The sequence below is a fragment of the Nocardia sp. KT25-26 genome (genome assembly GCF_056627695.1).
Genome location: NZ_CM152813.1, coordinates 299781 through 314879 on the forward strand (window position 1 = coordinate 299781; position 15099 = coordinate 314879).

The window sequence follows — 15099 nt, forward strand, 5'->3', positions numbered from 1 at the left end:
GCCATCGTTCCTCCGGTGCCGGGCAGCCGCCCCCCGGAACCGGCGAGCACCCGGCCGTGCCGCCGCCCCCGAGCCGGCGGGACGTACCCGGCGCGCCGGGCCGCAACACCGCACCACGGCACGCGGATGGTGGCACGGATTCCGCGGTCCCGCCTCGAACGTCCGCCCCGGGTCGCCCGGGCAGCGGCAGCCCCGGCACCGGCGAGTTCCCAGCTGCGCCGAACCGGGCCGGCCGACCGAGCGCGCCGCCGGCACCGGGGACCGGACAGCAGCCCGCCGTCCCGGGCCGTCGGACCGATGGTCCGCAGCAGGCCGCCGCCGATCGGCGGCGGGGACCGGGTACCGGTGAGCAAGGCGTCGTAGATCCTGCGGGAGCGGGCCCCGGTCACCGGCGACCCGCGCCGGACCGGGCCGAACTCCCGCCGACGGGCGTCCGTCGACCCGAATCTGCCACGCGCCCCGACGACGAAGCCACCGTCCGGCACCCGGTACCGGACGATGCGCACCCCGAGCGGTCCCGCGGTATCGGCGCCCGCTGGTCCGCGTCCGGCCGGCCGCAGCCCGGCCCGGCCGATGGGCCGACACAGCGGGTCCAGATGCCGGTCGACCCCGATGGTTCGGCGGGCCCGGCCACCGCCGAGCAGCCGGCCGTGCCACCGGACGAGCCCCGCAACGACAACGCGAAACTGCTCAAAGATTCCGGATCGATCGCTTTCGCGACGCTGATCAGCCGGATCACCGGGTTCGCCAAACAGCTGCTGCTGCTGACCGTGCTCGGACCGGCCGTGGCCAGTGCCTTCATCTCGGCGAACATGATCCCGAACATGATTTCCGAGCTGGTCCTCGGCGCGGTGCTGACCGCGATCGTGGTGCCGACGCTGGTCCGCGCCGAACAAGAGGACCCGGACGGCGGCCGCGCCTTCGTCCGAAGATTGGTGACGGCCTCGTTCACCGTGTTGTTCGCGGCGGCGGTGCTGGCTGCGGCCGCTACTCCGATCCTCGCGACCAGGGTGTTCGTCGATGCGGACGGCGAGGTGAACACCGAGCTGACCAAGGCGCTGACCTATCTGCTGGTCCCGGCGATCCTGTGTTACGGCATGTCGGCCCTGTTCACGGCGATTCTCAACACGCGGCAGGCGTTCAAACCGGGTGCCTGGGCGCCGGTGCTGAACAACCTGGTGGTGCTGGCGGTACTGGGTGTCTACGCGCTGACCCCGGGCGAGATCAGCCTCGATCCGGTGTCGATGGGGGATACCAAGCTGTTGGTGCTCGGCGTGGGTGTAACCCTCGGCGTCGCAACACAGGCACTGTCCCTGCTGCCCGCGATCCGCCGCCACCGGATCGACCTGCGCCCGCTGTGGGGCATCGATGCCCGGCTCAAACAGTTCGGCGCCATGGGCGCGGCGATCATCCTGTATGTGCTGATCAGCCAGATCGGCACGATCGTCGCCAACAACATCGCGTCGTCGGCATCCGATGCGGGCCCGGCCATCGTGGCCAATGCCTGGGCGATGCTGCAACTGCCCTACGGTGTCCTCGGCGTCACCCTGCTGACCGCGATCATGCCGCGGCTGAGCCGCAACGCCGCCGACGGCGACACGCCCGCGGTGGTCGACGACCTCTCGATCGCCACCCGGCTCACCATGATCGCGCTGATCCCGGTGGTCACCTTCCTCACCCTGTCCGGGCCCGCGGTCGGTGAGGCACTGTACGGCTATGCCCGGTTCGCCGGTGATGCGAAGCTGCTGGGCACGGCGATCTCCGCCTCGGCGTTCACGCTGATTCCGTACTCGCTGGTGCTGATCCACCTACGGGTGTTCTATGCCCGGGAGCAGGCCTGGACACCGACCTGGATCATCCTCGGCGTGGTGGCCGTGAAATCGGCCGTCGCGGTTTCGGCGCCGTTGTTCGCCACCGACGGCGACCAGGTGGTCATCCTGATGGGCATGGCCACCGGATTCGGCTTCACCGCCGGTGCGTTCATCGGTGGCTACCTGCTGCATCGCAGCCTGGGTGATCTCCGGATGGCCAATGTCGGCCGCACGGTCACCCGGGTACTGCTGGCTTCGGTCGCCGGCGGCGCCGTGATGCTGATCGTGGACACCGTGCTCGGGCTGGACCGGCTCGGTGGCGGTCCCGGATCGCTGGTCCGCGTCACCATCGGCGCGTTCGTGCTGTTCGGGGTGACCTTCGCCCTGATGCGCCTCGCCGGTATTCCGGAGATCATGGCCATCACGGTCGCGATCTCGCGGAAGCTGGGCCGGACCCCGCCCGCGCCGGACCTCGAGCCGGCGGTTCCGGCGGAGGACCCGTACGCGACCACGCTGCTGCGCCGCGACGCCTTCGCTTATCCGCCGACCTTCGACTCGAGCTTGGCCGAACAGACGATGGTGCTTCCTGTGATTCGTCCCGAGGCTGTTGACGTCACCGTACGGGAGCGGTTCCCGTACGCTGTGCGGCAGAAGAACACCGGTGTCGGAGCTGCCCGCACCGGCACGGACCAGGCCGAAGGAGGACCGAGGGTGAGCGACGACGCGGTGGGCCGCGCCCCGGCCGCTGATTCAGCCGCGCCTGTGGCAGGGGGAGTGTCCACCGATACGGACATAGTCGACTCGGACCGTACCGGCGTTGTCGGCGAATCCGACAACGTGCCGCCCGATTCCGACGCGGCGCGCCCGGCCGACGATCCCGGTGCACCGGGCGAGCCGCCACAGCGGGCCGATCCGGACGCGACCGTGGATGTCCGAAACGTACCGGCCGAACCCGATGCGGAGCAAGCCGGTGCTCCCCCCGCGGCTCCGCCGCCCGCCCCGCACCGGCAGGCCCGTGGACCGAAGCTGATGCCCGGTGTCTCGGTGGCCGGCGGCAGGTATCGATTACTGGCGAGCCACGGTGGCGCCCGCGGACTGAAGTTCTGGCAGGCGCTCGATATCAAGCTCGATCGCGAGGTCGCGCTGACCTTCGTCGATGCCGACCAGAAGGCCGCGGGGAATGCCGGTCACGACGGACCGCAGGCGATCCTGTCCCGCACGCTGCGGCTCGGCCGGATCAACTCGCCCGGCCTGGCCCGGGTGCTCGATGTGGTTCGCGGCAGTTCGGGCGGCATCGTGGTCGCCGAGTGGACGCCGGGCCGCTCGCTGCGCGAGATGGCGGATACCGTCCCGTCGCCGATCGGGGCCGCGCGGGCGGTCCGGGCCCTCGCTTCGGCCGCCGAGCTGGCGCACCGCGGTGGCGGCGCCCTGTCGATCGACCATCCGGATCGGGTCCGGATCAGTGCGTCCGGTGACGCCGTGCTGGCCTTCCCGGGCACGCTGGCCGATGCGGATGCACAGTCCGATGTGCGCGGCCTCGGCGCGATGCTGTACGCACTGATCACCGCTCGGTGGCCGATCCGTACCGGGGGAATGTCGGGCAGTGCGGCCACCGTCGGCGGACTGCGCCTAGCGGATTTCGGCCCCGACGGGACCCCGGTGGAGCCGCGGCAGATCCGGCCGGAGACGCCGTTCGAGATCTCGGCCGTCGCCGTCCGGTCGCTGGAGGCGAACAAGGGGGTGCGCACCGCGGCCACCGTCCAGCACGTCCTCGAGCAGGCGTCGGTGGTGGATCAGAAGACCGACTTCATCCCGGTGCTCCGGTTGGGCCAGCGGGCTTCGGCGCCGGGAGCGGACAGCCTCGCCGACCCGGAGCTGCTGGCCGCCGAGCAGGCCCGGGCCAAGCGGATGATGCTGATCATGGTCGGCCTCGGCATCCTGGCGGCCCTGGTCGTGGGCGTGCTGATCTGGTGGATGGTGAGCATCTTCGCGCCCGGCGCCAGCGACCAACCGCTCGACCAGCAGCGCAATATCGGCCTGACCTCGACCGTGATGGAGCCGGAACCTCCGGCACCGGCACCGCCGGCCGAACCTCCCGCGCCGGCCTCCGCCCCCGTCCCGATCACCGGCGCGACCGTGTTCTCCCCGCAGGGGACGCCGGACGGTGCGGCGAAGATCGATGCCGTCCACGACGGTGACCCGGCGACCGAATGGCGCACCGACCAGTACTTCCAGCAGTTCCCGGCCCTCAAGCAAGGAGTCGGGGTGCTGGCCACGCTGCCGAGCCCGGCGAAACTGGTCTCGGTGGCGGTCACCTCGCCGAGCCCCGGCACGATGGTGGAGATCCGGTCGGCGCCCACGGACAGCCCGACGCTCGATCAGACCCAGGTGATCGGTTCCGCACCGCTCGGTGAAGGGGTCACCGAAATCCCGGTGACCACCGATCAGCCTGCTCGTTTCGTATTGGTGTGGATCACCGCACTGTCCGATTCCGGGGGGCAATTCCAATCGGCGATCGGCGAGCTGCGCTTCGACGCGGCCATCTGAATGCCCAGCTCGGCCGTGGTTTACCAAACCTCGGTCCGGTTGGTGCCGAATCGTTACTGGCGATATGCTTCTTCCGCGCTCTCAGCAGAGAGCTCCCCGGGATCTGTCGGTGTCGGTCCCGGACGCTGCGATGTCATCCAGGTGAGCCCGGCGCGGCAGCCGGACGACGCTCGCCGATCGAGCGCTGGTCGAGGGGATACGGTTGTCGTCGGAAGTGAACGAGGTGGACCGCGGGGGGACAACGCGGCCGGCCGGGGTGCCCGGCCGTTCGTTCCGGCTCGACGAGGAGTCCGACGCCGCACTGCTCGCCGCTCATGTTCGCGGGGAACCGCATGCCTTCGCGGTGCTGTTGCGCCGGCATCAGGACCACCTCTGGCAGACCGCGGTACGCACCTCGTACAACCGTGAGGACGCCGCCGACGCCCTCCAGGACGCGTTGCTCTCGGCGCATCGGACGGCGGTGAAGTTCCGGGCCGAGGCATCGGTGCGCAGCTGGCTGCACACGATCGTGGTGAATGCCTGCCTCGATCGCATCCGCCGCAACAAGTCCCGGCGGACCCTCAGCTACACCACGGACACCCTGCCGGAACCGGCCGAACCCCGCAACGACTTCGCCGCGCTGGAGCTTTCGCTCGTCGTCGACAAGGCCCTGTTCGCATTGCCGCCGGACCAGCGAACCGCCATCGTCGCGGTCGAACTCGAGGGCCGCAGTATCGCCGAGGCGGCGGCGTTGCTGGGCGTTCCGGAGGGCACGATCAAGAGCCGATGTGCCCGGGCCCGGACCCGTTTGCAAGAACGTCTGCAATTTTTCCGCGATCCACGGAACCGGACGTAGCCGGGATGCGTCAATAACAGTGACGGACCTGGTGCCGATGTAAAACAGAGCACGGCGCCGACTGTGACATATGACAGAACTTGGAGGTGCGATGGCGTCCCGATCCGTACCGCAGCCTCCGTTCGATACGGACCTGCTGGCCGACCTGCATGCCGACAACCTCGATCCGGAACTGCGCGCCCAACTGTGGCCCGTGGTCCGCACCGACCCGGAGGCCATGCGCTATCTCGGCGACCTCGACGAGGTCAGCGCTGCACTCAGCACGCTCGGACGTGACGAGCGGATCATCCATCCGATGCCCGACGACGTGGCCGATCGCATGTTCCGGTTCGCCACCGAGTTGGGCGCGGATGCCACTCCTGCAGGCCAGGAGTATCCCGAACCGGCTGCTACCGACCCTCCGGCAGCTGCGCCGGTCGTTTCCCTGGCCGACCGGCGCAGGCGCCGCCGGCTGCAGGTGCTGGCCGCGGCCGCCGCAGTGGTTGCCGCAGTTGCCGGTATCGGGACGGCGGTATCCCTGTCGAACCGGTCGGAGCCGGCACCGCCGATCGCCGGACCGGCCGAGCCGGGCGGTACCGATCCCGACCGGCTGACCTCGGCGGCCGCCCTCGCGGCCTTGGGGAAACAGTCGGTCACCGGGTCGCTCGCCGATCCCGGCACCTTGCGTGCCTGTGTCCGGGCCAATGGACTGGACGGCGAGATTCTCGGCGCCACCGATATCGCCTTCGACGGCACCGATGCCGTGCTTATCCTCGTCCCCGGACCGCAGCCGCCGACGGTCACCGCTCTGGTGGTCGGCGCCGGCTGTGGTCCCGCCGACCCGCAGCAGCTCACCCGTCGCGACATCGGATAGCCCACAGCTGCGCCGCTCCGGGGAACAAACACCGTTTACGCTGTTGTTGACCGACACGTCCACAGCTTCACTTTTTCGGAAGGGCCCCATGAGCACGCCAGTTCACGACCTGATCATCGTCGGCTCAGGACCCGCCGGGTACACCGCGGCCGTCTACGCCGCCCGTGCCGAACTGGCACCGGTGGTGTTCGAAGGCACTCAGTTCGGCGGCGCCTTGATGACCACCACCGACGTGGAGAACTTCCCCGGATTCCGGGACGGAATCATGGGCCCGGACCTGATGGAGCAGATGCGTGAGCAGGCCAAACGGTTCGGTGCCGAGCTGCGCACCGAGGATGTCGACGCGCTCGACCTGAGCGGACCGGTGAAGAAGGTCACCGTCGGTTCCGAGACGTACGAGGCCTATGCGGTGATTCTGGCCATGGGTTCGGCCGCTCGCTACCTGGGCGTACCGGGCGAGCAGGAGCTGCTCGGCCGGGGGGTCAGCGCCTGCGCCACCTGCGACGGCTTCTTCTTCCGCGACCAGGAGATCGTCGTGGTCGGCGGCGGTGATTCGGCGATGGAGGAGGCTACCTTCCTCACCAAGTTCGCGTCGAAGGTCACCATCGTGCACCGCCGCGAAGAGTTCCGTGCCTCCCGGATCATGCTGGAGCGGGCCAAGGCCAACGAGAAGATCGAGTTCATCCTCAATGCCGAAGTGGTGAAGGTGAACGGCGAGTCCAGCGTCACCGGCCTGACGCTGCGGGACACCCGCACCGGCGAGGAGTCGGAGTTGGCCGCGACCGGGATGTTCGTCGCCATCGGCCACGACCCGCGCAGTGAGCTGATCCGCGGCCAGGTCGACCTGGACGGCGAAGGCTACGTCCGGGTGAACGACCCGTCCACCGCCACCGACCTGCCCGGCGTGTTCGCCGCCGGCGACCTGGTCGACCACACCTACCGGCAGGCCATCACCGCGGCCGGCACCGGCTGCCGGGCCGCCATCGACGCCGAACGCTGGCTGGCCGAGCAGGGCGATATCACCACCAACACCCTGGACCACGCCGACGCCCCCGTCGCGGTCGACTGACCGCGACCGTTCCACACCGCTAGGGAGAACACCCATGTCCGAATCCACCAACACCGTCGACGTCACCGATGCCTCGTTCGCCGATACCGTGCTCACCAGCTCGAAGCCGGTGCTCGTCGACTTCTGGGCCTCCTGGTGCGGCCCATGCAAGATGGTCGCCCCGGTGCTGGAAGAGATCGCCGGCGCGCATTCGGAGAAGCTGACCATCGCCAAGCTCGATGTCGACGCCAACCCGGAGACCGCACGTACCTACGAGGTGCTCTCCCTTCCGACGATGATGCTGTTCTCCGGTGGCAAGCCGGTGAAGCAGATCGTCGGGGCAAAGGGCAAGGCGGCGCTGCTGCGCGAGCTCGAAGGTGTGATCTGACCCTCGATTTCACGTCGTGCCCGTTCCACTCGCTCAGCAGGGCCGACGCGCCGTACGATGCCTGCACCCGGAATTCCCGAAATCCGGGCCGGGTTTGAGACAATCGACCGACGCTCCGGTCGTGCGAGGGTGTATGCCGTCGCATGAGTGGGTACCCGGGTTCGACGGAAGGAAAGGGCTCTCACGCATGCACCGACTTCGTCACGGCGATTCAGGACCGGCCGTAGCAGAGGTTCGGAGCACCCTGGCAGGTCTCGGATTCCTTTATGTGCCACCTGGTTCGGATAGCACGAACGGCGGTGAGTACTGGAAGGACACCGAGGCGAGTTTCGACCACAACCTCGATTCGGCAGTCCGCGCATTTCAGCAACAGCGCGGACTGCTGGTCGACGGTGTCGTCGGCCCCGCCACGTATCGGGCGCTCAAGGAGGCCTCGTACCGGCTGGGTGCCCGCACGCTGATCTATCAGCTCTCGGCCCCGCTGTACGGTGACGACGTGGCCACCCTGCAGCGCCGGCTGCAGGATCTGGGCTTCTACGTGCACCGGATCGACGGTTACTTCGGCCCGCACACCCACGACGGTCTGACCGCCTTCCAACGGGAGATCGGCTTGTCCGCGGACGGTATCTGCGGTCCGGATACGCTGCGGTCGCTGGAGTTGCTGGGCGCTCGGGTGACCGGCGGCAATCCACACCGGATCGCCGAGGAGGAGGTCGTGCACCGGGCCGGGCCGCAGCTGACCGGCAAGCGCATCGTCATCGATCCCGGTATGGGTGGCCCCGACAAGGGATTCGCGGTACCGACCGAATTCGGCGAGGTGTACGAGTCGGAGATCCTGTGGGATCTGGCCTCCCGGTTGGAGGGCCGGATGGCCGCGACCGGCATGGAAACCTTCCTTTCCCGGCCCTGGGGAGCCAATCCCAGCGATGTCGAGCGGGCCGAGACCTCGAATGCATTCGACGCGGATCTGATGATTTCGCTGCGGTGCGCCACCAGCAGCAGCCCGGCGGCAAAGGGTGTCGCCGGCTTCTACTTCGGCAATTCGCACGGTTCGGTATCGATGATCGGCCAGGTACTGGCCGGTTTCATCCAGCGAGAGGTCGTCGCCCGGACATCGCTGCAGGACTGCCGCACCCACCAGCGCACCTGGGATCTGCTGCGGCTCACCAAGATGCCGACGGTGCAGGTCGATCTCGGCTATCTCACCAATGAGTACGACGGATCGGTGCTGGCCAACCCGCGAATGCGCGATGTGATCGCCGAGGCCATCCTGATCTCGGTCAAGCGGCTCTACCTACTGGGCCAGGACGATCAGCCCACCGGTACCTACACTTTCGCCGAACTGCTGGCCGAAGAGCTGGCCGCCGCGGATGCGGGCGGACCGGCCGCCCGGTTCTGAGCCCGCCCGTCGGACACGATTGTGGGCCCCGCCGGATTCGGCGGGGCCCACAGTCTTTCCGGTGTCAGACCCCGATCCGGGTGGGTGCGGTCAACTCGGCAGCGGCGAGCAACTGATCGAGCGCGCGCTCGACATCTTCCTTCCAGCCGTGGTCGGAATCGAGTTCCAAGCGCAGCCGCGGAAACCGGTGATGCTCGGCGACCACCTCGAAACCCACATCGATGAGGAAGTCCGCCTCGATCATGCACGTCTCCGGAGCACACCCGGACTTCCCGCTGCCGCGGGCCGGGTCACGCAGGGGAGTGGCGATTCGCTCCATCAACCGCATCGTCGAACCTCGGCCGCGATCGGACAGGGCCGAGGGGGCGGGTCCGTTCCGGATACCGAACGCCTCCAGCGCCCGGACACCACGCCGCACCAGGTCCGCCACTACCGCCTGAATCAACCGGTCGGCGATATCCTCCCGCTGATATGGTCGCTCGGCGTACAAAGTGGTCAACAAGACCGCGTCCGGACTCACCGGCGAGGTCGGAAAGAGCCCGGCCCGCGGCACACCGCTCGGCGGGGAATAGAGGGCGCAACCGGCGGTCTTCCCATCGATCTGCGCGATCTGACCGCACGAGCCCCATTCGAGTAGCACCGTGGAGAGCCACGCCTCCTTCTCGAAAACCGGGTCGCTGAATGCCTGCGAATCGGCTGCGACAGCCGGATCGATCTCCCAGAACACGCACCGGCGGGTGTGCGCCGGCAGGAGATCGAGCCCGTCGAGAGTCAAGGCCGTGACGCTGGTCGACACCGGTCTGCTCAGCCTCCAGCTGTCGGATTCATCCACGCTCATTCAGCTCACGCCACATCACTACCAAGATGATCTCGCCTTCTTTCCGAATAGTCGACAGGGCATCTCATGTCACAGTGACGTATCTCGGGTGGGTCAGAGGTCCTTCTCCATCAAGCCCACAATGCGCTCCAAATCTTCTACCGACCCGAACTCCACAACAATTTTTCCTTTGCGCTTACCGAGACTCACGGTTACCCGGGTATCGAATGACCCCGACAGCCGCTCGGCGACCTCCTGCAACCCAGGCATATGAATGGGCTTCCGCTTCGGAGCCGGGGGAGCGGCCGGGTCCGGATTGCGGTTGGCCAGCAGCACGGCCTCCTCGGTGGCGCGCACCGAAAGCCCTTCGGCGACGATCCGCTCCGCCAGCAGATCCTGTGCATCCGCACCGGCTTCCAACCCCAGCAGCGCCCGCGCATGACCGGCGGTCAGGATTCCGGCCGCCACCCGTCGCTGCACCGTGATGGGCAGCTTGAGCAAGCGGATCATATTCGTCACCGCCGGACGCGAACGGCCTAGCCGGTCCGCCAGCTCCTCATGCGTGACATCGAACTCTTCCAGCAACTGCTGATAAGCCGCCGCTTCCTCCAGCGGGTTCAGCTGCACCCGATGGATGTTCTCCAGCAGAGCATCGCGCAGCATCGACCCGTCGGAGGTCTCGCGCACGATGGCTGGGATGGCCGCCAGGCCGGCCTCCTGGCAGGCCCGCCAGCGCCGCTCACCCATGACGATCTGATACCGATCGCCACCCGGCTCCACCCGGCGCACCACGATCGGTTGCATCAGACCGAATTCCCGAATCGAATGCACCAGCTCAGCCAGTGCCTCCTCATCGAACACCTGGCGCGGCTGCTTCGGGTTCGGCTCGATCCGGTCGGCGGCGATCTCCCGATATACCGCGTCACCGGGGGAGGCCAGCTCCGCCTCGGTGTCGGCGGGCTCCACAGCGTCCTCCGACTCCGGTGCGCGGTGCACAATCGCCTCGGCCGGCTGCGGCCCGATCGGGTTGAGGCCGATAACGCTCGCCGCCGCACTACTCAAGCCCGGAGCTTCCGCCGGGCCGGTCGGGATCAGTGCGGCCAGGCCACGTCCCAGGCCACCCTTCTTCGCCTGACTCATCGGTCTACCGATCCCTTCTGTAATCCACCACTACACCGTTGATCGATCATCGCGCACTCGGCAGGCAACGGCTCGACATCGCCTACTGCGCGTCGTTCGCCACCTGTGCACGTGCGGCGATCTCTCGCCCGGCGTCCATGTAGCTCATCGCACCACGTGAACCCGGATCGTAATCCAAGACGGTCATGCCGTAACCGGGCGCCTCGGAGACCTTCACACTGCGCGGGATCATCGACTTCAGGACCACATCGCCGAAGTGCCCCCGGACTTCCTCGGCGACCTGGTCGGCCAGCTTGGTGCGGCCGTCGTACATGGTGAGCAACACGGTCGATACGTGCAGCTGTGGATTCAGGTGCGCCTGCACCAGACCGATATTGCGCAGCAGCTGGCCGACCCCCTCCAGTGCGTAGTACTCGCACTGGATCGGGATCAGCACCTCCTTGGCCGCGACGAGCGCGTTCACGGTCAGCAGACCGAGCGATGGCGGGCAGTCGATCATGACGTAATCGATCTCGTAGCCGGCGATGTTCGCATCCTGGATCGCCGCCTTCAGACGACCTTCCCGGGCGACCATCGATACGAGTTCGATCTCGGCGCCGGCGAGGTCGATCGTGGCGGGGATGCACATCAGCCCGTCGCTGTGCGGACTCTGCTGAATCGCGTCCTGCACCGTGGTCTCGCCGATCAGCAGCTCGTAGCTCGACGGCACACCGGAATGGTGCTCGACCCCGAGGGCGGTACTGGCGTTGCCCTGCGGGTCGAGATCGATGACCAGGACCCGCATCCCCTGATGCGCTAGCGCAGCCGCGAGATTCACCGTCGTCGTCGTCTTGCCGACGCCACCCTTCTGGTTGGCGATGGTGAGGATTCGTTGCTCTCGGGGCTTCGGCACGGTCACCTTTCCTGGATGCAGAATCTGACTGGCGCGTTGAGCTTCCGCAGCGATCGGAGTCTCGTTCGCCGAAATTTGCCCGAACGGGGTGTTCCCATACGTGTCTGCGTCGAAGGTGCTGGAGTCCAGCATCCCCGGAACCCGTGACGTGGTTTCCCGTGAAACATTCGCTGGACCGCTCGACATTGACAGCTCCTAACCGAGAACTCGGACCACGTACCCCCGACGGGCGTCGGCGCCGTGAATCACAAACAGCATGTCGGACCGAACTCGATAGCCTGAGAACCTGGGGAGCGGAGTCACGGCACCCGACCAACGAGCGGAGCCTGCCGCTGCGACATCACATCCCACCGTGGCATCTACGCTCACGCCGACATGCCTAGCTTGCCAGCACCGCGCCGGATAGAAAAGCCGAACCGCTGCGTTGGGGGCACCTGAGTGTTCAATTCGGCGTGTCCGCACCCGTGTCGCGCATCGCCGACCCTCTCGGCTCGCCTATCGCGCATGTTTCACGTGAATCATCGCTGACTGATGGACCACCGAAACCGACACCGCGCAACCGCTGACATCATCCCAGCAGTGGTCCGCCCCGCCAAGACTGGAGCCTCAGTACACCTCCATGGCGACACCGCTCGTCGACCATCACCACCCGCCTGGCTCCGAACAGTGGCCGATTCCCTGAAGATTCACCGCCTCGCCGCAACCCCTCCAGCAATGCAGTTCCACTCCATGCGCCTACCCGCACAAGGTCCCCACCCCGTCCCTACTTCTCTGCTGTCCTCTGCGGGGGTCGACTGGTCTGCGGGGGTCGACTGGTCTGCGGGGGTCGACTGGCCTGCGGGGGTCGACCGGTCTGCGGGGGTCGACCGATCTGCGGGGCCTACCGGTCCGCGAGATCGACCGGTCCGCGAGATCGACCGGTCCCGGACTCCGTGGCCCACCGAGTGAGAAACCGGGCCGGGGAGCAGACTCCCGCGTGGTGCTTAACAAGTAGCGCTCCGGACCGTTTGGTGGACCCAGTAGTCAGTTACGTCGAGTGGCGAGACTGATCCCGGCGACCGACAAACCTCCAGCCGGACAGCGCACCCGAGAATCTGGTCGCCTCCGAGCACAAGCATCCGTTCCAGCAAACCGCGGGACAAAGGGATCCCAGGACGCGGCGACCGGCCGCGGCCGCGATACCTGCCGCGGGGGACCGGCCCCGCGGGACGGAGGCACCGGCATTGCGAGGCCGCGGCGGCCCCGGCCACACCCGAACTCACGGTGACACCGGGCGCGGCGACGCTATGTCACCAGACAGCACCAATCGGTGCGTTGATGCTCCACCGCCCAGTGCCGCTGCATAGGCCGACAATGTCCGATAGCACAACAGCACCTGATCGCTCGGACCGCCGACAGCTCAGCGGCGCCGGGTGGTCGGGTGGCCGGGGTGGCCGGGGTGGCCGGGTGCCGCCCGGTGGGCGGGTGCCGCCCGATGGCCGGGTGCCGCCCAGTGGCCGGGCATCGCCCAGTGGCCGGGTGCCACCACGCGGTCGAGCGCTACCCGACGGTCCGGTGCTACCCAGCAGTCCAGCACCACCCAGCAGTCCAGCACCACCCGGCCGATCGGCCACGAGTCCGGTGCACGACCGCGCTCGGCACATCGGGATCGGCATTCGTTCACCTCATTCGGCAAGTGGCCGTTTGAGGATGTGGCGCGAGGGGGGAGGAGTCAGGGAAGAACTCCGATGCGTGCACAGCTGGAGGTCGGCGGTCCATGTCGGCCGGCGCACCCACAGCGATGCGATGGCCCGCAGGGGGAGTCGGAGACCGTGGACCGCACTCCATCAGCCGGGAGGGTTCGTTTGAGGCGATGCTGCCAGAAGCTCTGGATTCACGTGAAACATCGATCTAGTGCTGTGACCGCATAGGTCCGCCGGGTTGGTCAGGCCGCGACGGGGAGGGGGCGCCCGCCCCAGTGGATGCCCTTCTCGCTGCGGATGCGGGCGCGTTCGCGGCGCTGGACAGTCAGGGTGTTCGCGGCACCCCTATTTCGGCGTTGACGCCCCAGAGTGTGTCATCGCCGATCGAGTAGCAGCCGTGGAAGTACCGGACGCTGTGGGTGCGGTGGTGGGTCGCGGGGTGTCGCTCGGAGTGACCGGCCGGAGCCGCCAGTGGGGCGGATGCCGAGCGGCCCGAACTCGTCGAACGCGAAGACGAGGCCGGGGAAGCGGTCCAGGACGTGCTCGATGCGGTCGAGCTTGGTGTCACGCTCGGGGCGGGGGACCCCTTCCAGGTCTCGGTGCGCTGGAAGGTGATGCCCGGCGGGCGAGCAGGCAACGTAACGCCTCGCGGCCGATCCGGATCACGCGGCCGTGCACTTTCCGTATGTAGGTCGCGGAGAGTTCCGTGTTCCACGGGAAACATCGATCCGCTGACGCGATTGCGGCGACGGCCGAACCCCGATCTGCGGACGGAACCGGGCGTCGTCGAACTGCTCGGCGGCCTCGACGTCGGCCTGCTACTCGACGCCATCCGGGGTCCGTAGCATCCGGCACTGACGCCGTCTCACTCTCGCCGCATACCGCGACCGCGCGCCTTCTTGCTGCGATCGGCCGGGCGGGCACCCCGGCGATGTGGACGCTCGGCACGGGGGAGGAGTTCGGCACTGATCACCAAGGTCGGCGTTTCGACCAGACCGGCTCCGCACCCGAGGACTTTCAGATCGGTCGCGCCTTCCCGAATCAGCTCGGCGCCGTCCCGCTCGAGCTCATCGGCGGCGCTGGTTCCCTTGAGCGCCAACATCCGGCCGTGGTCGCGCAACAATGGCAGCGACCACCGCGCAAGCTTCGCCAGCGGCGCCACCGCTCGCGAGGTCACCACATCGGCGCCGCCGGCTTCCTTGATCACACCGGACTGCTCGGCGCGGCCGCGGACGACGGTGACGTCCAGGCCGGACTCCTCGATGAACTCGCTCAGGAACACGGTCCGTCGCAGCAATGGTTCGACGAGCGTGATCCGGAGGTCCGGGCGTGAGATCGCCAAGGGGATACCGGGCAGGCCCGCACCACTTCCGATGTCCACGACGGCGGCGTCCGTGTCGATCAACTCGCCCACGACCGCACAGTTGAGAATGTGCCGATCCCAGAGACGGGGAACTTCCCGCGGCCCGATCAGCCCGCGCTCCAAACCGGCGGTCGCAAGCGCGGCATAGTACTGCTCGGCGATCGGCAGACGATCACCGAAGACACGCACTGCGGCTGCGGGCGGCTGCGTGGCTGCCGGCAGCACACCGGGCTCTCGTTCCACGTGAAACAACCTTCCGTTTGATCGGACGAACGATGTGCGGCGGATACGCCGAGGGCCCCCGGTCCGACGACCGGAGGCCCT

General features: G+C 68.0%; 11 protein-coding genes. 6 read left to right on the top strand and 5 right to left on the bottom strand.

Annotation, left to right across the window (positions count from 1 at the left end):
* Positions 1-596: 596 nt before the first annotated feature.
* The 6 genes from AC1HFH_RS01415 (at position 597) to AC1HFH_RS01440 (ending at position 8881) form a co-directional block, all read left to right on the top strand.
* Positions 597-4358 (top strand): lipid II flippase MurJ, encoded by a 3762-nt coding sequence (locus AC1HFH_RS01415; protein WP_480245616.1) that lies wholly within the window; start codon positions 597-599, stop codon positions 4356-4358.
* A gap of 256 nt (positions 4359-4614) precedes the next feature.
* Positions 4615-5193, top strand: a complete 579-nt coding sequence (sigM, locus tag AC1HFH_RS01420) for an RNA polymerase sigma factor SigM (RefSeq protein ID WP_480248006.1) — start codon at positions 4615-4617, stop codon at positions 5191-5193.
* Positions 5194-5284: 91 nt separating this feature from the next.
* Positions 5285-6046 carry a hypothetical protein gene (locus AC1HFH_RS01425; protein ID WP_480245617.1) on the top strand — a complete coding sequence of 254 codons (762 nt, stop codon included), beginning with the start codon at positions 5285-5287 and terminating at the stop codon, positions 6044-6046.
* Between the two features lie 88 nt (positions 6047-6134).
* Positions 6135-7115, top strand: a complete 981-nt coding sequence (gene trxB / locus AC1HFH_RS01430; RefSeq protein ID WP_480245618.1) for a thioredoxin-disulfide reductase — start codon at positions 6135-6137, stop codon at positions 7113-7115.
* Positions 7116-7149: 34 nt separating this feature from the next.
* Positions 7150-7482: a thioredoxin gene (gene trxA, locus AC1HFH_RS01435; protein WP_480245619.1), complete on the top strand. Its 333-nt coding sequence runs from the start codon at positions 7150-7152 to the stop codon at positions 7480-7482.
* A gap of 187 nt (positions 7483-7669) precedes the next feature.
* The gene (locus tag AC1HFH_RS01440; RefSeq protein ID WP_480245620.1) at positions 7670-8881 is read left to right on the top strand and encodes an N-acetylmuramoyl-L-alanine amidase; all 1212 of its coding nucleotides are present in this window, start codon (positions 7670-7672) and stop codon (positions 8879-8881) included.
* Positions 8882-8945: 64 nt separating this feature from the next.
* Here AC1HFH_RS01440 and AC1HFH_RS01445 read toward each other — a convergent pair whose 3' ends face one another.
* From AC1HFH_RS01445 to rsmG, 5 genes are all read right to left on the bottom strand, one after another.
* A complete protein-coding gene (locus AC1HFH_RS01445; RefSeq protein WP_480245621.1) occupies positions 8946-9677 on the bottom strand; it encodes a GNAT family N-acetyltransferase in 732 nt (243 codons plus the stop codon).
* A 135-nt stretch (positions 9678-9812) separates the two neighbouring features.
* Positions 9813-10838, bottom strand: a complete 1026-nt coding sequence (locus tag AC1HFH_RS01450) for a ParB/RepB/Spo0J family partition protein (protein ID WP_480245622.1) — start codon at positions 10836-10838, stop codon at positions 9813-9815.
* 82 nt (positions 10839-10920) lie between these two features.
* A complete protein-coding gene (locus AC1HFH_RS01455; RefSeq protein WP_480245623.1) occupies positions 10921-11862 on the bottom strand; it encodes a ParA family protein in 942 nt (313 codons plus the stop codon).
* Positions 11863-13129: 1267 nt separating this feature from the next.
* Positions 13130-13393, bottom strand: a complete 264-nt coding sequence (locus tag AC1HFH_RS01460) for a hypothetical protein (protein WP_480245624.1) — start codon at positions 13391-13393, stop codon at positions 13130-13132.
* A gap of 884 nt (positions 13394-14277) precedes the next feature.
* Entirely contained in the window at positions 14278-15027 is a 750-nt protein-coding gene (rsmG, locus tag AC1HFH_RS01465; protein ID WP_480245625.1) for a 16S rRNA (guanine(527)-N(7))-methyltransferase RsmG, read from the bottom strand.
* Positions 15028-15099: the final 72 nt, after the last annotated feature.